This is a genomic window from Klebsiella sp. K5-204, assembly GCF_030128585.1.
Classification (GTDB): domain Bacteria; phylum Pseudomonadota; class Gammaproteobacteria; order Enterobacterales; family Enterobacteriaceae; genus Klebsiella; species Klebsiella quasipneumoniae.
Genome location: NZ_JAKUZS010000001.1, coordinates 208733 through 233778 on the forward strand (window position 1 = coordinate 208733; position 25046 = coordinate 233778).

At 53.6% G+C, this 25046-nt stretch carries 17 protein-coding genes and 1 pseudogene; 11 read left to right on the forward strand and 7 right to left on the reverse strand.

Going from position 1 to position 25046, the window contains the following annotated elements:
• Window positions 1-1186: 1186 nt before the first annotated feature.
• The 5 genes and pseudogenes from MKR05_RS01080 to MKR05_RS01100 all read left to right on the forward strand — a co-directional run.
• Window positions 1187-11875 (forward strand): DUF1983 domain-containing protein, encoded by a 10689-nt coding sequence (locus tag MKR05_RS01080; protein ID WP_284118199.1) that lies wholly within the window; start codon window positions 1187-1189, stop codon window positions 11873-11875.
• Window positions 11876-11936: 61 nt separating this feature from the next.
• Window positions 11937-13361 (forward strand): tail fiber domain-containing protein, encoded by a 1425-nt coding sequence (locus MKR05_RS01085; protein ID WP_110225057.1) that lies wholly within the window; start codon window positions 11937-11939, stop codon window positions 13359-13361.
• A 422-nt stretch (window positions 13362-13783) separates the two neighbouring features.
• Window positions 13784-14842 carry a sensor domain-containing diguanylate cyclase gene (locus MKR05_RS01090; RefSeq protein ID WP_032430712.1) on the forward strand — a complete coding sequence of 353 codons (1059 nt, stop codon included), beginning with the start codon at window positions 13784-13786 and terminating at the stop codon, window positions 14840-14842.
• A gap of 355 nt (window positions 14843-15197) precedes the next feature.
• Complete coding sequence (locus tag MKR05_RS01095) at window positions 15198-15890, forward strand: EAL domain-containing protein (RefSeq protein ID WP_023159863.1); 693 nt, start codon at window positions 15198-15200, stop codon at window positions 15888-15890.
• Window positions 15891-16524: 634 nt separating this feature from the next.
• Window positions 16525-16692: pseudogene (locus tag MKR05_RS01100) on the forward strand (isocitrate/isopropylmalate family dehydrogenase); the annotation flags it as partial.
• Window positions 16693-16965: 273 nt separating this feature from the next.
• On the opposite strand, the gene MKR05_RS01105 reads toward MKR05_RS01100, so the two are convergent.
• The 4 genes from MKR05_RS01105 to MKR05_RS01120 form a co-directional block, all read right to left on the reverse strand.
• Complete coding sequence (locus tag MKR05_RS01105; protein WP_049014914.1) at window positions 16966-17679, reverse strand: helix-turn-helix transcriptional regulator; 714 nt, start codon at window positions 17677-17679, stop codon at window positions 16966-16968.
• Window positions 17676-18068, reverse strand: coding sequence for an amino acid-binding protein (locus MKR05_RS01110; protein WP_017899009.1), 393 nt, complete (start codon window positions 18066-18068; stop codon window positions 17676-17678). Before MKR05_RS01110 ends, MKR05_RS01105 begins: the two co-directional genes overlap by 4 nt.
• A complete protein-coding gene (locus MKR05_RS01115; RefSeq protein ID WP_049014917.1) occupies window positions 18061-18384 on the reverse strand; it encodes an antibiotic biosynthesis monooxygenase in 324 nt (107 codons plus the stop codon). Before MKR05_RS01115 ends, MKR05_RS01110 begins: the two co-directional genes overlap by 8 nt.
• Window positions 18385-18520: 136 nt before the next feature.
• Window positions 18521-18994, reverse strand: coding sequence for an OsmC family protein (locus MKR05_RS01120; protein WP_238875519.1), 474 nt, complete (start codon window positions 18992-18994; stop codon window positions 18521-18523).
• 157 nt (window positions 18995-19151) lie between these two features.
• Here MKR05_RS01120 and MKR05_RS01125 point away from each other — a divergent pair, with 157 nt between their 5' ends.
• Both MKR05_RS01125 and MKR05_RS01130 read left to right on the forward strand, forming a co-directional pair.
• The gene (locus MKR05_RS01125; RefSeq protein ID WP_044522232.1) at window positions 19152-19793 is read left to right on the forward strand and encodes a GntR family transcriptional regulator; all 642 of its coding nucleotides are present in this window, start codon (window positions 19152-19154) and stop codon (window positions 19791-19793) included.
• Window positions 19794-20083: 290 nt separating this feature from the next.
• The gene (locus tag MKR05_RS01130; protein ID WP_023289210.1) at window positions 20084-20629 is read left to right on the forward strand and encodes a cysteine hydrolase family protein; all 546 of its coding nucleotides are present in this window, start codon (window positions 20084-20086) and stop codon (window positions 20627-20629) included.
• Between the two features lie 54 nt (window positions 20630-20683).
• Here MKR05_RS01130 and MKR05_RS01135 read toward each other — a convergent pair whose 3' ends face one another.
• The 3 genes from MKR05_RS01135 to MKR05_RS01145 form a co-directional block, all read right to left on the reverse strand.
• Complete coding sequence (locus tag MKR05_RS01135; RefSeq protein ID WP_044522234.1) at window positions 20684-20911, reverse strand: DUF1272 domain-containing protein; 228 nt, start codon at window positions 20909-20911, stop codon at window positions 20684-20686.
• 111 nt (window positions 20912-21022) lie between these two features.
• Window positions 21023-22216, reverse strand: coding sequence for a zinc-dependent alcohol dehydrogenase (locus tag MKR05_RS01140; protein ID WP_023289212.1), 1194 nt, complete (start codon window positions 22214-22216; stop codon window positions 21023-21025).
• A 33-nt stretch (window positions 22217-22249) separates the two neighbouring features.
• A complete protein-coding gene (locus MKR05_RS01145) occupies window positions 22250-22606 on the reverse strand; it encodes a hypothetical protein (protein WP_238875518.1) in 357 nt (118 codons plus the stop codon).
• A gap of 220 nt (window positions 22607-22826) precedes the next feature.
• Here MKR05_RS01145 and MKR05_RS01150 point away from each other — a divergent pair, with 220 nt between their 5' ends.
• The 4 genes from MKR05_RS01150 (at window position 22827) to MKR05_RS01165 (ending at window position 25033) form a co-directional block, all read left to right on the forward strand.
• Window positions 22827-23012 carry a general stress protein gene (locus MKR05_RS01150; RefSeq protein WP_004150795.1) on the forward strand — a complete coding sequence of 62 codons (186 nt, stop codon included), beginning with the start codon at window positions 22827-22829 and terminating at the stop codon, window positions 23010-23012.
• A 90-nt stretch (window positions 23013-23102) separates the two neighbouring features.
• Window positions 23103-23597: a ferritin-like domain-containing protein gene (locus tag MKR05_RS01155; RefSeq protein WP_023289213.1), complete on the forward strand. Its 495-nt coding sequence runs from the start codon at window positions 23103-23105 to the stop codon at window positions 23595-23597.
• Window positions 23598-23623: 26 nt separating this feature from the next.
• The gene (locus MKR05_RS01160; RefSeq protein ID WP_023289214.1) at window positions 23624-24130 is read left to right on the forward strand and encodes a ferritin-like domain-containing protein; all 507 of its coding nucleotides are present in this window, start codon (window positions 23624-23626) and stop codon (window positions 24128-24130) included.
• A 15-nt stretch (window positions 24131-24145) separates the two neighbouring features.
• A complete protein-coding gene (locus tag MKR05_RS01165; protein WP_023289215.1) occupies window positions 24146-25033 on the forward strand; it encodes a manganese catalase family protein in 888 nt (295 codons plus the stop codon).
• Window positions 25034-25046 lie beyond the last annotated feature (13 nt).

Consider the following 25046-nt stretch of genomic DNA (forward strand, 5'->3'; position numbering starts at 1 on the left):
TGGCCGGACACCGACCGTGACGGTCAAGGCAAAGGGGCTGGTCATTCGCGTACCGTCGAACTATGACCCTATCGAACGTACCTACAGCGGAAGCTGGGACGGGACCTTCAAGTGGGCCTGGTCGAATAACCCCGCCTGGATTTTTTACGATCTGGTGCTGAACAAACGCTATGGACTTGGAAAGCGTATTTCGTCCGACCAGGTGGATAAATGGACCCTGTATCAGATCGGCCAGTATTGCGATGCGCCGGTCTCAGATGGTGCCGGCGGAAAAGAGGCCCGTTATCTCTGCGATCTCTATATATCCCAGCGGACTGACGCCTGGACCGTATTAATGGATCTCGCGAACATTTTTCGGGGCATGATTAGCTGGTCGAATAATCTGCTGTCGGTTGATGCCGATATGCCGCGTGAGATGGACCCCGATTTTGTTTTCAACAAATCGAATATTGTCGGCTCCTTCACGTTCTCCAGCACGTCCGAGCGGACCAACTATAGCGCGGCCATCGTCACTTACAGCAACCCACAGAATAACTATCAGGACGATCAAGCCAGCGTCTATTCGCAGGAGGTTGCAGACCGCTTCGGATTTAACACTATCGAGCTGTCCCGGATTGGCTGTACACGTGAATCCGAGGCGCAGCGCCACGGCGCCTACGCCATCGAGACAAACCGCGACGACAATGGCGTTGAGTTTAAAACGGGGATGGAGGGTCGCATTCCCCGTGTTGGCAAGGTTATCGGTATCAACAATGCCCCTATGGCTGGCCGGCAGAACGGCGGTCGTGTGGCGGCAGTCTCAGGAAAAAGGATTACTCTCGACCGCGCGGTCGCGGCAAAAGCCGAGGATACGCTCATCATTAACCTGCCGGACGGAAAGTCGCAGGGGCGTAAAGTTCAGGGTGTGCAGGACCGTATTGTTACGGTAGAGCAGGAGTATAACCCGGCACCGCAGGCTGAGGCGGGTTGGATTCTGGATCAGTCAGACCTGGCCATTCAGCAATTCAGGGTTAAGCGCGTTGTGAACAATAACGATGGCACGGTCACTATTAACGGCCTGCCGTATAACCCGAACAAGTTTCCCCGGGTGGATGATGGCGCGGTGATCGAAGACCGTCCTGTGACCGTTGTTCCCCCACGGGGACAGGAGGCACCGGACGACATTACCATTTCCAGCCTCTACCGGGTGTCGCAGGGGATTGGCATCACCACCCTGGTTGCCACCTGGTCGCCGGTGAAAAATGCGATTGCGTATGAAATGCAGTGGCGTCAGAACAATGGTGACTGGATTAACCTGCCGCGCACCGGCAATACGCGGTTTGAGGTCGATGGTATCTATACCGGTCGATACGTTGTGCGTGTGCGGGCGATTAACGCGCAGGATATCGCGTCCGTATGGGGGATCTCGAAAGAAACCGAGCTGACCGGTAAGTCTGGTGCCCCACTTCCGCCGCTGGCGCTGGCAACCCGTTCGCTGGTTCATGGGGTCCAGGTTAGCTGGGAATTCCCGACCGGCTCGGGGGATACGCTGCGCACGGAACTGCAGTACAGCAAAAATCAGGACGGCAGTGCGCCGATGCTGTTATCAGACGTGGCCTATCCGGGGAAAAGCTATCAGCAGATGGGCCTCAGTATGGGCGCAGAATTCTGGTATCGGGCGCGCCTTGTGGATCGTCTGGGCAATGAAAGCCCGTGGACCGGCTGGGTCCAGGGGATGGCCAGCGATAACTTTGATGACTACTACGAAAACCTGACTGACGCGATCAAGGATACAGCTGCCTGGGAGGAAACGCAGCGCACCATTAGCGAAACGCAGGAAGGTATCCGCAATACGCAGCAGGAACTGGAGCAGACCGCTGAAGCTCTGCGTAAGGAAGCCGAAGACCAGGCGAAGCAGGTCAGCCAGGAAATTGATGCATCGGCGAAAAGCATCACTGCTGATGTTGACGGGAAGATCTCCGCCGTGAATAAAACCATCACGGATGAGATCACCTCGGTCAATGAGGCTCTCGATTCTGGTCTGGCTCAGGCAAACAAAGGCGTTCAGGAGGCAAAATCCGCCGTCGCAGATGCGAACAAGCAGATCGCAACTGTGAACAAGTCGCTGACCGACAGCATCACCCAGGTAAGACAGTCAGTCACCGATACGGCTGCGGAAATCAACGCCACCATCGACCTGGAGATTGCCAGGGTCAGCAAAACGCTGGCCGACGGCGATGCCGCATTGAATGCGCAGATAAAGACTGCCGAAAATGGCCTGAAGCAGTCGCTGTCTCAGGTCAACACCACGCTGACCAGTGCGGTGAAGCAGGAGACCGCGGATCGTATCGCCGATGTTAACGCGAAGGCGTCACAGGCCGCTGATGAACTGCTGGCGGCAACGCAGGGGATTGAGGCGAGTATCGAGAGCCTGACTCAGGTGATGAAGACCGCCGATGAAAATCTGGCGCGGGAAATGTCCAGCCTCGCTGCCGGCGCTAATATCCAGTTCGATTCGCAGGTTATCTGGCATTTCAACAATCAGACGACCGAGGGCTGGACCGGCAGCGCCGGCGTACCGGGTGTGTCACAGGATGGCTGGTTACGCCCGGCGGACAGCGCCACCGATCCGTACATTACCTCTCCTGGCGGGCTGGCTGTCGATGGTGCGGCGTACCGCTTCATCATGCTGCGCTTTCGTAAAACCGGCAAACCCGTCTGGACGGGTGAGATCCGCTGGGTGTCTGCCGGCGAAAACTTCAATAACACGAAGCGATACATTGTTGCTGAGCCGGAATATGCCGATGGGGTGGCAACCCTGACTGTGCGTGATATTCCGTGGACAGGGAACATTGATCGTATTCGCCTGGACCTGACGAACCAGCAGGATGCCAGCAACTTTATCGAGTTCGACTGGATCGCCGTTGGCCGGCCAGCCCCCGGCGCCAGTACGGCTGCTTTGCAGGATGTGCGCAGTACGCTGAGTAACGCGCTGACCGCCGAAGCGCAGGCACGCAGCACGCTGGCGGCGCAGATGCGTGGCTCCTATGATGGGAGCGACCTGGAGAAAGTTACCTCCGGGCTGCTGTACCAGGAAAAAACCGCGCGCGTTACCGCCATCTCGGCGGAAGTTAAGGCCAGAGAGTCCCTGCAGACGCAGTTTAACGACAACAAAGCTGCTGTTTCTGGTGAACTGAGTTCTCTGACGACAGAGCAGAGCGCGCAGGCGAGCCGTATCGGTGGCCTGGAAACCAGCCTCGGGAAAAAAGCCGATGCGGCCGCGCTGACGTCCCTGACGCAGAAAGTGGAGCAACAGGGCGCCACGCTGACATCGCAGGGCGCCGCGTTAACATCGCTCACTAACCGGGTTGGCCAGACGGAAACGGGCCTGGCTGGTACGAATGAGGCGCTGAGCGGGCTGCAGTCTGTTGTTACCCAGCAGGGTGACAGGATAACCAGCCAGGGTCAGTCCATCACGAAACTGACGAGCGATTTGGGCACGACAAATGCCGCGCTGGCGAAGAAAGCCGAAGCGGCTGCGGTCACTGCCTTAACGCAGCAGGTAGAGCAAAACGGGCGGGATATTCGCAGCAATACTGACAGCATCACCAGCCTGTCAAATCAACTGGTCAATGGCCAGCCGAATCGCTGGTCCCGTCGACTCTATCCTGTGCAGCTGGCTAACGCCGGGACAGTCCCGTCATTCAGCGATATTCGCGCCGTGGCGCCAACGGTCGTGGATGAGGTGGCCGACGCGGCCAAACTGGATTTTACGTCCGCCGGCAGCTATCTGATCGCGCTGTATTCCTGCCAGGTGAAAGTGGCCGCAGATACCACCATCACACTGGCGCCCGGCGCCAGGGTTTTTGATGATACCGGCGCCATATTTGTGAATGGGGTTCAGGTCGCCTGGGGTAATGCCAGCTGGAATACTGTCAGTTTTGAACTGAAAGCCGGCTGGAACACCGTTGAGTTTCTGGTGACTCAGTGGACCGGCCAGGCGTATATCAACCTGGGCCTGAAGCTGTCAGACCTGGTTGCTGAGATGTACTCCGGTCTCGGGGTTTCCGCGCTGGCAAACGCAGCCGGCGTGCTCAGCTCGAATGTCAGCCAGATTGGCAACGATGTGGTCAGCAATTCGCAGAACATCACCCAGCTCCGGAATGCGCTGACGCAGACAGACGCGAACGTGGCCAGCAAAGCGGATCAGACGGCGATGAACTCGCTAACCGGACGAGTGGAGAAGACGGAATCCGGGCTGACGGCTGCTAACGCCAACATTACCTCGCTGAAATCCGCTGTACGGGCCGGAAACGCATCAGGCGGGGATTTAATTCCCAACCCGACGTTTGACCCGGCGTATGACCAGATGGGGTTCAGCGTGGTAGCCACGACGGCTGAGGAGGTCCCGCCGGGCTGCCCGTATGGTTATGCGGCCCGAATTGCCAGCCGGGATCACCATCCTAACTTTGCCGCGTTCCCGGCCACGCTTAACGATGTGATTGAGATCAGCGCACTGGTTGCCTGCGGCGCCGGCACGGCGAATTTTAATCTGTATGTTGGCACCGCCGTTCGGCCAGATACGAGCACCGGTGCGCCACTCATGGCGGGGGGCGGGAAATCACCCTCCGCGACCTGGCAGAGAACCACCTGGCGCTTCAAGGTCACGCAGGCGATGGTGGACAGGGGTTATATCCGCCCGTTCCTGCAGATCTCGCAGAACAGCCCGTATGGCACCGTATGGTTCGTTACGGACTGGCATATGCGAAATGTGACAGCGGCGCAAAAGGTTCAGGATACTGCGGATGCCACGGCGGCGGCGGTTGACTCCCTGACCACCACCGTGACGCAACAGGGTAATCTGCTGACCTCGACCGGCAACCGGACAACTCAGCTGGAAAACGGGCTGGCAACTACCAATGCCGCAGTGGCCAAAAAGGCTGATGCGACAGCGGTGCAGGATTTGACCAATACCGTCACACAGCTGGGCAACGACCTGACTGCTGCGAACAGCGCCATCACGAAACTGACCGGAAATCTGGCGAATACCGATAAAGCGCTGGCGCAGAAAGCCGATGCGACAGCGCTGGCCACGCTCGACACGAAAGTGACGCAGCAGGGCAAAACGCTGGAGAGCCAGAGCAATTCGCTGACGAACCTGTCGAACAGCCTCTCGCAGGTCGCAGCAGATATCGATGCCAGCGGGCAGATACCGGGTAACCTGGTCGTGAATCCCTCGTTTGAACGCGGGCTGGATGGTTACACCGGACGGTCAACCGCGACCAGTGTGGTGGAGGTTTCCGTTCCTCACAGCGGGACGCGGGCGCTGAAAGTTGACCCGGGGAATGTGACTCCGGGGCAATACATCCCGTTTGTTCAGGGGCGAACCTATGAAATCGGGGTGTGGGTCAAGGAACCCGGAGCGACGACGGATAATGGCGTGGGGAACAACAAGCTGCGGATCGGCAACTCTGCCGGCCAGCCGGTTTTTGAGCGTCCATACAACAGCGGTACGGTGGGGACAAACTGGACCCTGATTTCCGGTCGCTGGAAAGCGACGGAGACAGCCAGCCTGCCGGTGACGCTGAGTAACTATCTGATTAGCGGCAGCCGCTACTTCGATGATTTTTACGTCACTGACGTTACCGACCGGGTGGACATCGATGCCACCGCCGGCGCCGTGACCGGACTGACGAGCCGGGTCAGCACAGCGGAAGGGGCCATCACCTCACAAAGCCAGCAGCTGACGAACCTGCAGAACAGCCTGAACACGACCAACAGCAATGTATCGAAGAAGGCCGATGCCACGGCACTGACTTCGGTCGATAACCGGGTGATAGAGGCGGAAGGGAAACTGACCACACAGAGCCAGCAGCTGACAAATCTGGCGAATGTGCTGACGGCGACCCGCAACGCCGGCGACAACCTGATCCCGAACTTTGATTTTCTGCAGGGCGACACGGCCTGGGATATTCAGTATCCAGCCGGTGTGACCTTTGGCGATTTCGGGGACGGGAAAGCGGGGGTCCGGCTGAACCGGACGACTAACACCAGTCCGGGGATCTTCTCCAACAACAACAAGCCGGTGCCGCTGAATGGCCAGCGCAAGTACCGGGTGGTGGTAAAGGTCAAAGGTGTTTCCGGCGCGATGAGTCTGCTGATCCGTCGCCAGAACAAAATCGGCCAGACGGACAGTACGTATGAGGATAAAACGGTCACGCTGACCACTGACTGGCAAACCATCACATGGGAAACCGGATTGACGGCTGCCGGCGCGGACGGGCAGAACTTCAAACTTTATTCTCATCCGACAAACGGTGAAATCTGGCTCGATTCCGTCCGGGTGTTTGATATCACCGATGAAACCAACATCAAGGCGACCAGCGATGCTGTTTCGTCTCTGACCGGGACGGTGACGAACCAGGGGAACACCCTGACATCGCAGGGGCAATCCATCACGGCGCTGAATAACGCGCTGGAAGGGGTCAAAGGCGATGTGGCGAAGAAGGCTGATGCGTCGGCGGTCAGTTCACTGACCAACCGGGTTACCCAGACTGAAAAGGATATCCGTAGCCAGGCCGACAGCCTGACCAGCCTGAATACATCGCTGAAGCAGCAGGCGACACGGGGAGCCAACGTACTGCCGGACGGCAGTTTTGAATCCTATGCCGTCGGCGATGTTCTCAGTAATGCCCGCGCCGTTATCACCAGTGAAGCTGCTCACAGCGGGACCAAAAGCCTGCGTGTTACGCGCAGTACGGAGTACAACCCGAACGCGACGGATAATAACGATACCCATATCTTTTCAGGCATGCAGGTTCGCGATAACGCGGTCTACTACGTGGAGGCGTGGGTTAAGTTGCCGGCTGGCTCGACCGCCGATCCGACCGTTTATATGGTGCTCGGATTTTCCTTCCAGGATTCTGCCAATGGCTGGTCGTGGCCTGGCCTGAACGTGAAAGTCTCCGAGTTGTCGGTGGACAACTGGACAAAAGTCAGTGGCTATCTGACCAACAACCGAACCGCGCTGAAACAGGCAATGGTGAGGATCTCCATCCCGAATACACCAAAAGTTCGCCTGGGTGACGCCTTCCTGATTGATGATCTGATCATCACTGACGTGACCGATGCGAAAGCGGCGCTCGATGCCGCCGATGCGAATGCGCAGGCGCTTTCCAGTCTGTCCGCGTCAGTCACGCAGAACGGGAAGAATATTACGTCTCAGGGCAGCGCGATCACGAAACTGCAGTCGGATGTGACGCAACTGGGTAAGGATATCAGCGGCAAGGCCAATGCCAGCGCGCTGACGAATCTGACGACCCGCGTGACGGCTACCGAAGGCGGTCTGAAATCGCAGGGAGACAGCCTGACCAGCCTGCAGAACAGCCTGAACACGACTAACAGCAATGTAGCGAAGAAGGCTGATGCAACGGCGCTTCAGAGCCTGCAGAACACCGTTGAACAGCATGGCAGGGATCTGACCACGCAAAGCAGCGCGCTGACGAACCTGGAAAACAACTTTTCCTCCCTGGCCGTGGGAGGGACCAATCTTATCCGCAATGCGGACACTCTGGAGGGATGGAGCAGCCGCCACGCCACAGAAACCTATCTGGGCGACCGCGTGGCCTATACCCGGCTGGCGAAAGGTGCATCCGGTTATACCCAGCTGGATGAACAGACGCTGGACGTTACCGGGCGTACGGAATTTGTATTCAGTTTCTATGCGAAAGGGGCTTATGACGGGCAGGAGATGGCGAGTTATTTCTATAACCCGTCGAACACCACCACCACGGAAACCAGCCAGGGCGTTAAAGGCGGGGCCGGTGACGGCAAGGCGGTCACGAAACTGACCACCGCATGGGCGCGTTACTGGGTGAAATGGGTTATTCCTGCCACCAGTGGCACCAAACGGCTGATTGCCGCGCGTCTGGAAAGCGCGACGTCTGCCGACAAAGAAGTCTGGCTCTGCCGCCCTCAGCTGGAAACCGGGACCGTGATGACCGACTGGTCACCGAGTCCGGATGATGCGGCCAGCGGTATTACCGCGAACACATCGGCCATTAACAGCCTCACCAGTCGGGTGACGAATGCCGAGGGGCAGTTGACCGCGCAGTCTCAGAGCATCACGAATCTGCAGAACAGCCTGAACACCACCAACAACAACGTGGCACAAAAGGCCAGCGCGCAGTCGGTGAGTGATCTCACCAGCCGGGTCACCAGTGCGGAAGGCAAAATCACCTCCCAGGGGCAGGCTATCACGAAGCTGCAGGGCGATTTGAGCAGCACCACCGATAAGGTCAACACCAAAGCGGATCAGACGGCGCTTAACGCGCTGACTGGCCGGGTGGAGAAAACCGAGGCAGGCCTCACGGCAGCCAACAGCAACATCGTCAGCCTGACGGCGGCGGTGAACGCCGGGAATGCTGCCGGGGATGATTACATCCCAAACCCGTCATTTGATCCGGCGTATGACCGCATGGGTTATGACGTGGTGGAGACCACCGCCGATGGTGTGCCGGCTGACTGCCCGTTCAGGTATGCCGTCCGGCTGGCCGGGCGAGACCATGTGCCAAAAATCAACAATATCGCCGTGACACCGGGCGACGTTTTCGAAATGTCTGCTCTGGTAGCGTGTGGTACCGGCAGCGCTGACTTTAACTTCTATATCGGTCGGGCCACTACCGCCACCGGTGGCATCGGAGCGAAAGCGTCCGGGGGCAACACCAGGACCACCTCCGCGTGGAAACGAGCCACCTGGCGCTTTACGGTGCCATCCGATACCAGCTTGCTGCGGCCGTTCCTGCAGGTTAATCAGAGCAGCCCGTTCGGCACCGTCTGGTACGCTGCCGACTGGCATATGCGTAACGTGACGGCGGCGAACAGTGCGCAGAAAACCGCAGATGTGACTGCAAAAGCGGTGGATTCACTGACCACCACGGTTAGCCAGCAGGGCGATACGCTCAGCAGCATCGGCACGCGGACCACCTCGCTGGAGAACAGCCTCCGGTCGACAAACGATACGGTGAGTAAAAAGGCTGACACGACAGCGGTGACGCAGCTGCAGGGCACGGTGACGCAGCAGGGGAATGACATCGCGGCAGCTAACAGCGCGCTGACAAAACTCAGCAGCGATCTGGCCACGACGAATGCGAACGTGAACAAAAAAGCGGATGCAAGCGCGATGAACACCCTGCAGAACCAGGTCACGGAGCAGGGCAAAACACTCAGTGCGCAGGGGGATTCTCTGACGCAACTGAGTAACAGCCTGAGCCAGACGGCAGCGGATATTGACGCCAGCGGGAAAATACCGGACAACCTCATTGTCAACGGCAGTTTTGAGCGCGGCGCGGCGGGCTTTACCGGCTGGAGCAGTACCGCGACGGTGGCCGATTTACAGGTTCCGCACTCGGGTAACAAGGCGCTGAAAATGTCCGCCGGCCAGTCGAACCTGGTCGGACAGGAAATCAGTATCACGCAGGGCCGTACCTACCGCATGGGGGTATGGGCGAAGCAGGACTCGGGGACCACGATTAAAGATGCGGGTAACACGAAGTTTCGTGTGGCCGACAGCACTGGCCTGCTGGTCGGCTCAAACTACGGACCGTTTAGTTCTGGCTGGCAACTGGTAACGTTTGACTGGAAAGCCACGAAGACCACGACGGCCAGTTTCCAGCTGACGACCTTCCTCAGCGCGGGGGCCATGTATTTTGATGATTTCCATGTTCTCGATGTTACGGATGAAAAGGATATCGCGGCTAATGCCGGGGCCATCTCTCAGATGAATACCCGCGTCACTGCTGCGGAAGGGGCTATCACCACCCAGGCGCAGCAGCTGACGAAACTCAGCGGCGATCTGGCCGTCACGAATGCGGCGGTCAGTCAGAAAGCAGAGCAAAGCGCTGTCACCGGGTTGACCACCCGGATGACGTCTGCCGAGGGTAAACTGGATTCGCAGTCGCAGCAGCTCACCAGTCTGCAGAACAGCCTGACCACGATGAATACTGAGCTGGGTAAAAAGGCTGACACGTCCGCGGTGAGTTCACTGACCGGTCGCGTCAGCCAGGTGGAAAACACCATCACCAGCCAGTCGCAGAGCATCACGTCGCTGACCAGCACCATCAATACCATCCGCACTCAGGGAGCTAATCCGTGGGTTGACGGTACGTTTGAAAGCTACAGCGATGGCCAGGTGCTGGGCGGGAACGGCACCGCCGTTGTGGTGGCGTCTCGGAAATTCACCGGCGGTAAGAGCCTGAAGTTGAGACGGGATGAGAACAACAGCGGCAACAGTGATAAACAGCTTGGCACCTGGCAGTCAGTCCGTGAGGACGCGAAGTTCCGGTTTGAGTTCTGGGCCATGATGCCGGCGGATCAGGCGCCCTCCTCCGGGTGGACAACGCTGGTCGGTATCCAGTCGCAGAATGCTGCCGGGCAAAATGCGTGGCAGGCGGCGGTCACTGTCAGCGAAGCCTCTCTGGGCGCGCGCGATAAGTGGGTGAAATTCACGGGTATCGCCAGTAACAACGGGGCAGGCAGAACACGTGCGGTGGTCTGGATCTCCACTCGTGGCGCCACCGGCAACGGTACCCCTGGCTATTCACTGTATATCGACGATCTGGTCATCACGGATGTTACCGATGCGAAAGCGGCACAGGATGCCTCTGACGCGACGGCGAGCGCCGTGAGCGGCCTGACGGCGCGCGTAACGGATGCCGAAGGGAAAATCACTGCCCAGGCGCAGCAGCAGACGGCACTGGCCACGAAAGTGGATAACGCCAACTCCCGCGTCGATAACATGGCGAAGACGCTGAGCGACAGCCAGAGCACACAGGCCAGCCTGAATACCTCGCTTCAGTCGCAGATTGACGCCCAGGCGGCCGCCAACATCAAAAACCAGACGACGCTGGACAACACGATTAAATCGGTGGCCAGTATCACCAGTACCCAGCAGACGCATGCAACGGCACTGGAGGCGCTGGCAACGCAGCAGACGACCCTGACATCCAGTGTCGGGGATCTCAGCGCTTCCGTTCAGAACACCGCTAAAACTGTGGCGGATGTGAATGGTACGGTGAGTTCGCTGTGGTCGATGAAGGTTGAGACGGTTAACGGGAAGAATGTTGGCGCGGGGATTACGCTGGGCAGCAATGGTCAAACGAGCGACATGATCCTCTACGCCGACCGCTTCTCGCTGTTTAACCGTAACAATGCGACGGCAGTGCCGGTGATGATTGCCGAAGGCAATGAACTGTATATCGATACGGCACGTATCAAAAACAGTTCCCTGACCTCTGCCAAAATCGCGGACGGTTCCATCACGAACGCGAAGATCGGCAACGAGATCCGCTCGAATAACTTTGTTGACGGGTCGCAAGGCTGGCGTATCGCCAAGGATGGCTCTTCGCAGTTCAATAACGTGATCGTTCGTGGCAGGGTCGAAGCGAATAGCGGCGTGTTCCGTGGCACTGTCCAGGCGGATGCGTTCATCGGTGACATTGCGGTGGCAAAAGGTTACGACAGCCTGACCTTCCGCCGCAACCAGACGGTACAGCGGAACGGTGCGTATCAGAACAGGGGGTATAGCATGACAGTGGTTCTGGCCTGCACCCTGGTGTGCCAGACCTATGGGACAGGCAGTGGCCTGGGGTATACCTCTGATATTACGTTCAACATTGGTGGGCAGGAGGTAACCCGCCGTATCTTCGTCGATGCCGGTAATATCACAGCTGGCACCACGGCCTTTGAATTGCGGTTTGCCGCGCGCCTGGATGCTGACTACAACAATGTCGGCTTCTTTATCAAGGCTACAGGTCGTAATGCCGCGATTGATTACACCTGCACAGTCGAGAACATCACCGCAACCGCATTCCGAACGGACAGCAGTTCATTTAGCTAACAGAGGCCCCGCCAGGGGCCTTTTCTTTTTCCAGGGATAACCATCCAGGAGGAACTTTATTATGGCGATGTATGAAGTCGGTACCGTCACGGGTGCAGCGTCGCAGGCACGGGTGACAGGAGCGACAACAAAGTGGTCACAGGTGGCGCTGGGGATACAGCCGGGGTCGATTCTGGTGGTCTACCGCAGCGGTAGTACTGACCTGTATGCGATCAAATCCGTGGACAGTGACACGCAGCTGACGCTGACCCGGAATATCACCACCGCATTTTCCGGCGCCAGTTACGGAATTATTACCGCTGAAACCGCCAGTACCTCGTCGTTTGCTAACCAGCTGGCCAGCGCATTTGCATTCTGGCGTAGTGTGGTGGAGGGCTGGTCGATGGCCCTGACCGGCAGCGGCAATATCACCATGACTGACCCGATCACAGGAAAGCAGGTAACCGTGCCGGCGATAGGCGGGATGGCGAAGGCATCGGATCTTAACGCGCTGGCAAAACTCACCGGAGGAAACAAACTCGACGGCTCGCAGGTTATAACCAGCGATAATGCCGGTTTTATTCTCGGTAAGAACTCAGATCTGGCTCTGCTCAAAAAACAGGGGCAAGGCGGGACAATTGCCGTTGGATCGGGAACACCGTTCAGGGTTCAGCGTTCAAGAGCGACCACTGTGTCACCGTCAGATACCTTTGATGACATCCTCGTTATTGGGACCGATAACCAGACGACTTTGCCCGGTGGGTTATCAGCTGGCGGCAACATCGATAACACGTCAAAGGGGAAGGTTCTGACGCAGGCGATCGAGCTGTCAATGAGCACGCCTTACATTGACTTCCACTACAATGGCAGCAGTGCGGATTATACCGCTCGCCTTATCCACGACAGGCAGAACCGCCTGAACGCGCAGGTACAAAGTTTTTGGGTAACGGACGGGAGGATCACAGCATCATCGACCATGCCAGCCAACCCAGCCATCGGAACGCAACTGACCTCCAATCCGGTACGCTCATTGATGGCAGGGCGAGGAGCGTATGGTGACGTGGATGGCGCTTACGTCCAAATGTACATGGAGGAGCAGGTAGGCACCGAACACCGACTTGTTCTGTACGCTGACGGATTCGGGCGAACCGATGCATGGATTTTCCGGGCTGGCGGCACGATCTCCACCGGTAAGGGGGACGTCCTGACCACCGGCTCAGATGTCCGGCTGAAAGATGCGTTCATGGAGCCTCAAGAAGGGGCCTCCAGGCGCATTAACTCGCTGGGAGTATGCGAGTTCAATATGAAAGGCGAAACGCGCCGGAGGCGTGGCTTTATCGCCCAGCAGGCTGAAAAAGTTGACGACTTGTATACCTTCCTCGGCATCGAGCAGGAGATCGATGGTGAAAAATTCAGGGTGATGAATGTGGATTACACGGCAATCATTGCCGATTTGGTGACCGTGGTACAGGATTTGATTAGGCGAGTTGACGCACTAGAAAGTTGAGGAACATAAAAAATCCCCCGGAGGCACTTGCCGGGGGCAACTGAAACGACATTAATTGCTGTGTACATCACAGAACAATTTGCAGTAAACGATAAGTAAGTTCAAGTAAAGTTTTACTGGTCAGATGTTGTGTTATTTTTTAATAGCCTACCAAAATTAATAATGCAGTAGCTCTAAACTCCACTGGAAATTCATTTTTAAGAATATAACCCTAAAGTATTACTAAGTATCAGATATAAATCGTGTGGATGGATTCAAAGAAATGGATACCAAATGTTATTATTGATACGTTTATCATTAATTGAAGTGCAATCTTGTAATTTTCACATCCGTGTTATAACTTTGTAATGCAGGGCGGTTTTATCTTGTTATTTAGTGGGTTAAAGTGATGGCGGCTCTTAGTGATTTATAATAGGCTTTCTATGTTAACAAATTTCCCCGATGAAAAATACATATCTGATAGAAATTCATCGTTCATTAAGCGAGTATATTTTTTACGTCAGATTGGTGTCGTTCTTTGCTTTCTTCCTATATATTCAGTCCTCCAGGAACAGTCACATCAAAAAATAACAACAGCCTTGTTAATTCTGAATGCACTCATCTGGCCATCGGTTGCTTATCTTGCAAGCATGATGTCGAAGGATATGCTGAGTACTGAAAAGAAGAATATGATACTTGATTCATTCTGGGCTGGAATCTGGATAGCCGTAATGCAAGTTAGTCCAATTCCATCATTATTCATAATCTCAGTTCAAATAGCTGATCGCTATGCTGCTGGTGGATGGAAAATTTTAAAACCAGCATTAATGTGGATGATGATTAGTTTCCTGACAGTTTGGTTAGTAAATGATTTCAGATATACGATAGAATTCAGTACCCGAACGGTATTGCTTTCTTTACCCTTGGCGACCTGTTATCCCATAGTACTGAGTATTGTTTCAAGGCACTTATCTATAAAGTTGAGGAAAAGAAGGGAGTTACTGGAAAAACAGGCTCTGATGGATCCTGGCTTAGATCTACCAAATCGCCGTTTTTTTGAGCAAAAAATGGAAAGTGCTTTTCGTGCAACGCGTAAAAAGAGAATTCATTCTTATCTTATGCTCATTGATGTTGATAATTTTAAAAAAATTAATGATACCTATGGCCATGAAGTAGGTGATGCGGTGTTATCTCGTATATCAACAATATTACGAGAGTGTGCTGGCGAGAAGGACGTACCAGCAAGATTTGGTGGCGATGAGTTGGCTATTATTGTTAATAATAGTAATAGCAAGCTTGTTATAGCTATGGTTCATATAATTCAGAAAAAAATTAAAGATCTTTCATTACCTTCTCACAACGATATTTACTGTACTGTCAGTATCGGTATTTCTTGTGCAGAAAATAAAGAATCAATCATCGAGTGGATCAAAGAGGCTGATGAAATGCTATATGAAGTTAAACGTAACGGGAAGAATGGATATTGCATGCCGAATAATTAAAGATGAAATGATTTCTTTTCTCATGATTTTATACATATAAATTTTTAAGATGGTTTATTATCGGCATTGCCAATACGGATAAATTTCCTCGGAACCACAGACCCCTCTCAACTAACGTTTGATACATGCCACTAATGTATTGTCATTCCATAACAATATGATTTTATTCAAATTTATATTGAAATCATGTTTCTTTTTTTTCCCTTTTAAGTCATTTGATTTGAATAATCGATCGATTTAAGAAATGTGATAGGTTTCGTCTATTGTTCGATCGTTATCGATCATTTTAAACTATTTTCCTTTGATTTCTAAATATGACACGATTAGGATTATTCCTAGTTCCGGTGTTTTTTTAATGATAAAGAACAATATGGAAATAGATTCCTGTAGATTTGTTTTAGAACCATCTTTTAAAAAAGATGGTTCTATTCATTCTTGGGAAATTCTCACGAAAAATGTTAAAAAAAAGGACTGCAATGATTACCTTGCTAATGAAAGTGGTTTTTGTTTCACTTCATTAAGCGATAAAGAAAAAATCGATGTGTTTAAGAAACAGATATTGACAATTGAAAAGCTTGATGCATCAGAATTGAAGTTCAAGCCAGTTTCGTTAAATGTTGACAGTCTTATTAGCGATTGTATTTTGAACGATAAATATATTGGTGATTACTTAAAAAACCAAAAAAACATTGCTTTTGAGATTAACGAGCATTTTCATGAATTCAATACTAAATGCTGTATGGTTGACTTAAAGTGTCTTTCAAAATTGTGTCCAGTATGGCTGGATGATTTTGGGAGTGGCTTAACAAGCTTAACAGTTATAGATATGTTTAATTTTGAATGTATAAAAATTGATAAAGATTACTTCTGGGGAATACAGAGTGAGAGCGAATTCTTTAAAATAATAAATAAAATAAAATCATACTGCAATTTCGTGATTGTTGAGGGAGTTGAGACAATAGAACAAAAAAATAAAGTACATTCTGTTGTTGATTGCGCTTGCCAGGGAAGGTTGTGGATGAGTGATTACTATTATGTTGAGATTTAAAATAAATGACAACAAAAGATGATAAATGTCCATTTTGTGGTGCAATTTTAATTAATGAGGACCACTGCCACAGTTGCCATGCATTTAAGATTAAAGGTTATGTATCAAGAGATGCACGCAAGACAATTAATTTGATATCTATCTGCACATCTTTACTGGTAGCGCTCTTTGGGATCTTGGTTGTGTTTCTGGTGTCTTTCGGCATCGGGACATATATTGCTATCATAGGGTTTTCTCTTATTTTATATTTTATTATGAAAAGGATTCTGCATATAAAAGAAGAAAAAAAAGGGAAGATGGTTTGGAAAAGAGCAATCATTACTTGGTAGGTAGTAATTAAATAATATAATGGCGCTGCTGGTTCTAATGCAAGCCTCGGACTCCGAGGCTTTTTTATTTTCTTTTCAAATCATGAGTTATAACACCGGAAATATTTAACCCGACTCACAGGGAGTGAGTATTATTGGCTAATAATTCACTATCCAGATGAGCAGAAAGACTCAAAGCCGGTTATCAAAACTGAAAATATACTAATGAATTTCAATAGGTTAGGGCTTAGACTAAAAACATTAACCACTTATCAAAAATGCCTATTTTTCTTTTTAAATCAATAAGTAATGATGTTATTAGTTAACTACTGCTGCGCCATATGCAGTGGTTCGAAGCCGCAGACCTGATCGTCAAAGGTATGGAAGGCGCTATCGCCGCCAAGACCGTGACCTATGACTTCGAGCGTCTGATGGAAGGCGCTAAACTGCTGAAATGTTCAGAGTTTGGCGACGCGATTATCGCGAACATGTAATCCAGTTGATGGATTAAGTAAAAGCGGGAGCCGATGGGCTCCCGTTTTTTTATCGCATGCAGGCCGTTATTTTGCCGGGCGCTCGCTGCGCGGTGCCATCGCCGATTTCCCGCAACACAATGTCCATCAAAGCCATGCACCTCGTGACAGGGATAGCTCAGTTTACCGCGAGATCGCGAGTGGGAATGGATTGAACGCCAGGGGCCATACTGATGGCCCGACCGGCTTAAACCGGCGTTGTTCGGCGAAAATATGATGTAGCCTAAACTCAGGCTATCCGTTCACCTTCAGATTAAACAGCCGGGACAGCGCCGCTCTGCCGCTATCCGTCACTTGCACTTCCCGATATCCCGGCGTGCGGGTGATCCATCCTTTCTGCTCAAACAGCGCCATCAGCGCCGATCCGGCGTCGCCTCCCAGATGAAAACGTCTTTCGCTCCAGTCAAGACAGGGGCAGCAAGGCTTACGTCGCGGTCGAGCGTTAAGTACTGCGCCCAGGCTTTCAAGCTGGGTTTTACCGGCTGACGTCAGGGACTGCCCATCGGCCGTCAGCCATTTCTGCCGCAGCATAAACTCATAAATATTCACCGCCAGTTCGCCCGCCAGATGGTCGTAGCAGGTGCGGGCGTAGCGAAGCGTAACCGGCGTGCTGGTGGCCAGCGCCTTATGCGCCTGCATTGAGACGCCCATCAGGTTTTCCAGCAGCCCGGCGATATGCGGGCCCGCCAGGCGGTAATAGCGGTGGCGCCCCTGCGCGAGACACACCACCAGCCCGTTGCTGAGCAGCCGGGCAAGATGTCCGCTGGTGGTGGAGGCGGAGACCTCGGCGACCGTGCTGAGCTCGGTCGCCGTCCATGCGCGCCCGTCCATCAGCGCGCAGAGAATACTCACCCTTGACGGGTCAGAGAGGGCTGAGGCCACCATCGCCATCGCGGTTTCCAGCGCCGCCTCTGGCTCACTGTCTTGCTGCGCTTTCAGGAGATTCATTCAGAAAGTATGGCCCATTTTTTGGTCACTTCCGCTGCCCGGGTGTCATCATCGGTAAGGAGAATGAGCCGGTTACGGTGGTCGCTGTACTGTACCAGAATATTAATACCGTTGCGGGCCAGGGTGTCTGCAATGTCTCCCAGTTCCCCGGGTCGTTCCTGGGGTAACTTGCGTATCAGAGGGCGGCATACATCGCTGACCGTAAATCCGGCCTCGGTCAGCACCCTGCGGGCTGTCTCACCGTCTTCTACCAGAAAATGCGCATGTCCGGCATCAGGCGTGGTGAATACCCCACCACCTTCGAGACCCACACCGTTGTTGCCCAGCGCTATACCCATTGCGCCAAGCGAGCCCGGCGTGTTGCTGAGAATGACGTGAATATCATACATCTGGCTGTGCTCCCCGCTCCGATGAGTAATCCCGGAACACGCGGGCAACGCGTATTCTGTAATATGAAAAAATCGATGCTTTGCCTTCGCGCTGGGCAGCCAGATGCCGCTCATTTTGCTGCCAGTTGGCCACCGATGCTTCATCTTCCCACCAGGATAACGAAAGGATTTTGCCGGGCGAATTCAGGCTCTGAAAGCGCTCGATGGCGATAAACCCCGGCGTGTCTGAAAGCAAAGGCGTCAGCCCGGCCGCCAGTTGAAGATATCTTTCCTGTGCTTCCGGTAAGGCGTCGGCCTCAAAAATTACCGCAATCATAAGTCTGCTCCGTGGTGAATTTCCCTGCAGTCTAATGACGGCCAGAGCAGGATGCTTCGGCGTGCAGCGAAGTGTGGCTGAGGTTGGATACCCCAGCCACATTTCCTGAGCGCCGGATGACCGCGCCAGAAACGAGTTACTCTTCGTTAAAGATAATAAATTCAGGCTGGTAGCTGACCGGGAAATTGACCGAGCGGGCGATAAAACAGACGTGATGGATCTGCTGATGAATGGCCGCGGCGGCGTCGAGATCGGTACCTGGTAATACGGTGATTTTCGGCCTGAGGGTAGCAGAAATAAAGCGACCCGCGCCCCCTTTTAATACTTCACCCGTTGCCACCGGCGAGTCCTGATATTCCATGACCGTAATGCCGGCATCTGAGGCCAGATGTAAGTACCACAGCATGTGACAGGCAGAGAGAGAAGAGAGCAGGAGATCTTCCGGGTTCATTTTGCTGGGATCGCCGCCCAGTAATGGATCATTTGAACAATGAATAGGTTCTTTTCCCTTTATCGCGATATCCCAGGTTCGGGCATAAGCCTTGTAACCCGAGGTACCCGTGCCCTGATTGCCGGTCCATGTGATATGACTGGTATAAGCATGTTCCATTGGTTTGCCTTTCTCTATAGAGGGATGAATTTCTTCACTGCGGTATCGTCCAGGTGCATTGCCTGAACGAAGCCGCAGGTAGAATCGCAAGGTTGTCATGACGTTGGCTAGAATGGCATAATGGTATACCATTTATGAATGATGTAAAGAGAGCCAAATGAACGCTGCTACCCGTTCGACCGCCGACATCCTTGCCAGTGAGTTAAAAATCTTAATCAACAAGGGGGCATTGCGAGATGGCGACCGGCTTGTGGAGCGCGACCTGGCCTGCCAGTTTTCTGTCAGCCGTATCCCAATGAGAGAAGCGATACAGCAGCTTGAGCGCGAAGGTCTGGTTGAGATTTACAGAAATCGCGGCGCGGTGGTGAAAACGCTGACGGCCGCAGATGTCGATGAAATTTATCAGCTGCGGGCACTCCTGGAAGGTGAAGCCATTTTTCATAGCCTGAAGAATATGGACCCGGAAACGCTTGCCCGGGCAGAGCTGGTGCATCAGCTGCTGAGCAGCGCTTCTGAACCCGAGCAGCAGGGGAGGTATAACCGGGAGTTTCATGAACTGCTGTATCGGAAGTGTAACAATCAGCGCCTGTTGAAGATGATCGGTGAATTGCGCGAGCAGATTGAAAGATATGAGCTTTTTCAGAACAGACTGCTGTCGGATACGCTGAAATTCCAGGATGAGCATCAGCAGATCCTGATGGCCTGCCAGCAAAATAATCCACAGGAGGCTCGGGCATATACCGTGAAACATATTCTTTCAGCAGGTGAAATCCTTCGCGCCTATATTGTAAGCCGTTAATGGTTGCGTAAAGCGGCTGCGTTGTTCACGCATAAATTGCAATCCGTCTCAGCTCAATGCTATAAGAAAAGAGCCGTTTTAATGGCGCTTATGTTTTATCTGTAAAGAATAAGTGAAGGTCAGATAATGATTACGTCAGTGCAGCCAACCACCACCGTCACCACCACCACCGTAACCTGCGGTGGTGTGGGCGTATCTGTGACCGGCTCCTGACAAACAGATCCTCACTCCCCGCCAATGTGGACGGGGAGCGTCTTCTCCGTTCGTGACAGACTGAATGGAGACCCATCATGATTTCATCTGAACATGCCCTGTTAATTATCGATATGCAGCAGGGGCTTTTCCGTGGCCCGGTTTCCCCGTATCAGGCCGATGCGCTTCTGGCGAACGTTTGCCTGCTGATTGAAAAAGCGAGACAGGCTGAGGTGCCAGTCTTCTTTGCCCGCCATACCGGACCTGACGACTCTCCGTTCTCCGCGCAAAGTCCATTAACCCAACTGCTGCCTGAGATGGGGGTTAACTGCGAGCGGGATATCGTTTTGATTAAAAAATACCCCTCCTGTTTCCAGCAAACTGACCTTGAGCATCAGCTCGCCCAGGCCGGCGTAAAACAGCTGGTTATTGCCGGGATGAAAACCGAATTCTGCGTGGACACGACCTGCCGAGCGGCATCGGCGCTGGGATTACGGACGGTGTTAATCTCGGATGCGCACTCAACCATGGATAACGAACGTTTATCAGCGCCTGACATCATTGGCCATCACAATGTCACCCTTGCGGGGCCCTTTGTGACGCTGTCGACCGCCGCAGAGTGGCGCTTTTCGGCAGAGAAATAAGGGTGAAGAAAGGGAGCCTGAGGGCTCCCGTTTGCGACGCCTGCTCATCCGGTTTTACTGCGTAGGGCGACGCAGGGTGGAGGCGGGGTGACGCCGGAGCGCCTCTTCGGGACGCACCGGGCGCCGCACCAGCTCGCCGCCGCAGTTCGGGCAATGGCCGTTCAGCCGGGCCGTCATGCAGTCCTGGCAAAAGGTACACTCGAACGAACAGATAAACGCTTCGGGTGAGTCTGGCGGCAGATCTTTATCACAGCATTCGCAATTCGGGCGTAACTCGAGCATGACCTTCTCCTGTGGTTAACGGCGGTATCCGCCACGGCGGGCCAGCGGATGCTGTTTTTATATCACGGCCCGCACTGGCCGCCGAAGGGTTTCGCTGCGTTAACCTGCGCCTCAAAGCGTTGCCTTTCCGGGCTGCATCCCCGGCACGAGGATCACTTTGCGGCATGCCTCTTCACGCTTCTCAAAGATCTGATAGCCGCGCGCGGCCTCCTCCAGCGGCATATGGTGCGTGATAATCTCCTCCGGGGTGAGCAACCCTTGCTCAATTAGCGCCAGCAGATCCGGCAACCAGGCATGGACGTGGGTTTGCCCCATTTTGAAGGTCAGCCCCTTATCAAAGGCATCGCCAAACATAAATCCGTGAATGAAACCGGCGTAAACCCCGGGCACGCTGACAATGCCGCCGCGGCGCACGGCGGCGATGCACTGGCGCAGCGCTTTCCCGCTGCTGCCCTCGATTTTCAGGGTGCTGAGAACGGTTTCCGTGAGGCTGCCTTTCGCCTCGAAGCCGACGGCGTCAATCACCGCGTCGACGCCGCGATGGCCGGCGGTGTTGTCGATAATCCACTGCGCCGGGTCGTCATGGTGGTCGAAGTTTATCGGGATCGCGCCATAGCGCTGCTGCGCGAAGTCGAGTCGGTAATCGTTATGATCAATGATGAATATCTGCTCTGCGCCATTGAGCCTGGCGCAGGAGGCGCACAGCAGGCCAACCGGGCCGGCGCCAAAAATAGCCACGCTGCTGCCGGGTTTGACCTCGGCGTTTTTTACCGCCTGCCAGGCGGTGGGCAGAATATCTGACAGAAACAGCACCTTTTCATCGGGTAAGGTGTCCGGTACTTTAAACGGGCCGGTATTGGCTTTGGGAACCCGCACATATTCCGCCTGGCCGCCGGGGATCCCGCCGTACAAATCACTATAGCCAAACAGCGCAGCGGGTGGCGAAATACCTTTGCGATTGAGCGTCGCCCCCTGGCCGCTATTGGTGCTTTCGCAGGCGGCATATTGCTGCAGGCGACAAAAGAAGCAGTCTCCGCAGGCAATGACAAACGGGATAACCACCCGATCGCCTTTACGAACCGCGGTAACGTCCGAGCCGGCGTCCACCACTTCCCCCATAAATTCATGGCCGAAAATATCACCATGGTGCGTGCCGGGGATCTTTCCGCGGTAAAGGTGCAGATCGGAACCGCAGATCGCCGTCGCCGTGACGCGCAGAATAATATCGTCCGGCGCCTCAAGGGCCGGGTCGGGCATGGTGTCAACGCTGACATGATGGGGGCCATGATAAGTGAGTGCTTTCATAGAGTCTTCTCCTGGAGAGAATGGCTGATCGCATCAGGCGCAAAGGCAAAGTGACCTGACGCTAATGCCGCCGATAAACCACCGTGAAAATAAAGCGTAGAGTACTAATAATGGAACTGCGTGATATTCCAGTCGCTGAATATATGCCACGCTTCGCTTATTTATTGGCGTTATTTGCCTGTTTCCCCTGAATATGCCAGGCTTAATCGGGCATGATATTCGCTCCATTTTATTTTTCCAGTCGCTTCCCCAGCGGCTTTTTTTTGCCTTAAAAACAAGAAAAATTCCTAATTTCAGTCGGGCTACAGGCAATACTGCCGCTTCGTTATATAACCCAACGGGAGTAACCCGCCGGTATAAATAATTCTTTGCCGCATGGGTGGTCTCCATGCATTATTTCCCTGAACACAGTAAGTTAGCCGAAATGTGCCGTCTGGTTGTTTTTGATGTGTTTTATAGAATTATTCCGAATTGCTGCTAAAAGACATCGGAAACACCGGATAATAATTTGACTAACCAGCATTACCCGCTAGATTTAAATATCGAACGACGAGTGATACGGAATATTTTCGTATCGTACTGACATAACCGATATACATGAGGTGAAAATATGGCAGAGCATCGTGGTGGTTCCGGTAATTTTGCTGAAGACCGTGAAAAAGCTTCTGAAGCAGGTCGTAAAGGTGGTCAGCACAGCGGCGGGAACTTTAAAAATGATCCGCAGCGTGCGTCCGAAGCGGGTAAAAAAGGCGGACAAAACAGCCACGGCGGTGGCCGCAAGTCTGATAATTCCTGATTATCCTTTTCCTTGCACCCTGAAGTGAAAGTATCTCCTGCGAGTCTGTCACAGACTCGCAGTTATTTTCTGACTCCGGAAGGTATTTCTATGAATATGAAAAGCATTGAAGATGTATTTATTCACCTGCTCTCAGATACCTACAGCGCAGAGAAACAATTAACCCGCGGGCTGGCTAAACTGGCCAGAGCGGCGTCCAGTGAAAAACTCAGCGCGGCGTTCAATGCTCATCTTGAAGAAACCCAGGGCCAGATTGAACGTATCGACCAGATCGTTGAGCAGGAATCCGGTCTGAAAATCAAACGCATGAAATGCGTGGCCATGGAAGGATTAATTGAAGAGGCCAATGAAGTCGTTGAGAGCACGGAAAAAAATGAAGTACGTGATGCCGCGTTAATTGCCGCTGCGCAAAAGGTCGAGCATTACGAAATTGCCAGTTACGGTACCCTGGTGACCCTGGCGGAACAGCTGGGTTATAAAAAAGCGGTCAAACTGCTGGCCGAAACCCTGGAAGAAGAAAAACAAACCGATGTGAAATTAACCGACCTGGCGGTAGGTAATATTAATAAAAAAGCAGAAAAATAAACGCTCCCTGACACGAGGAAATCACGATGAATCACATTGAACATTATCATGACTGGCTACGAGATGCGCATGCCATGGAAAAACAGGCTGAATCCATGCTGGAATCAATGGCTGGCCGTATCGATAATTATCCGGATCTCCGTGCCAGAATTGAACAGCATATTAATGAGACCAAACGGCAAATTACCGTGCTGGAAGAGATCCTCGACCGCAACGAGATTTCGCGCTCGGTGATTAAAGATTCGATGAGTAAAATGGCGGCTCTCGGCCAGTCCATCGGCGGGATGTTTCCTTCCGATGAAATAGTCAAAGGCTCGATCAGCGGGTACGTCTTCGAGCAGTTTGAGATTGCCTGCTATACCTCTCTGCTGGCGGCGGCTGAAAAAGCGGGCGATACCGCTTCCATTCCGGCCATTGAGGCCATCCTGGCGGAAGAGCAGGCCATGGCCGACTGGCTGATCAAACATATTCCTCAGACCACGGAGCAATTTCTCCTGCGTTCAGATGCTGACGGCGTAGAAGCGAAAAAATAACCAGGAGGCAGGCCTATGTTTCGTCATGTGAAACAACTGCAGTATACCGTGCGCGTTGCTGAACCCAATCCGGGGCTCGCGAATTTACTGCTCGAACAGTTTGGCGGCCCTCAGGGCGAGCTGGCCGCCGCGTGTCGTTATTTCACTCAGGGATTAAGCGATGACGATCCCGGCCGCAAAGACATGCTGATGGATATCGCGACAGAGGAGCTGAGCCATCTGGAGATTATTGGCACCCTGGTCGGCATGCTAAATAAAGGCGCCAAAGGGGCGCTGGCGGAGGGCACCGAGAGCGAGGCGGAACTCTATCGTTCGCTCACCGCCAACGGCAACGACAGCCATATTACGTCGTTACTGTACGGCGGCGGTACCCCGCTGACCAATTCGGCGGGCGTGCCGTGGACGGCGGCCTACATTGATACTATCGGCGAACCCACCGCCGACCTGCGGTCGAACGTCGCGGCGGAGGCGAGGGCGAAGATCGTCTATGAACGGCTGATCAACGTGACCGACGATCCCGGCGTAAAAGACGCGCTGGCGTTCCTGATGACCCGCGAAGCGGCGCATCAGCTCTCTTTTGAGAAGGCGCTGCAGTCAATTCGCAACAACTATCCGCCGGGCAAACTGCCGCCCATTAGCGAGTACGCGAACACCTACTACAATATGTCTGAAGGTGGAGAAGTACGCGGCAGCTGGAACAGTGACAAACACTTCGATTATGTCAAGGATCCGCAGCCGGCCGTGGATGGCGGAGATGGCAGCGCCTCTGTCGGCCTGACGCCGGAGCAGGAAGCGCTGTGCAAAGCGATGCTGAAGCGAACAGAGTCTGACCCGCAGGGTGATCCTTTGACCGGCGCTGAACTGGGCGCCGGTAAGCAAAACACGTCATCATCGGCTAAGTGATGTTCGCATAAGC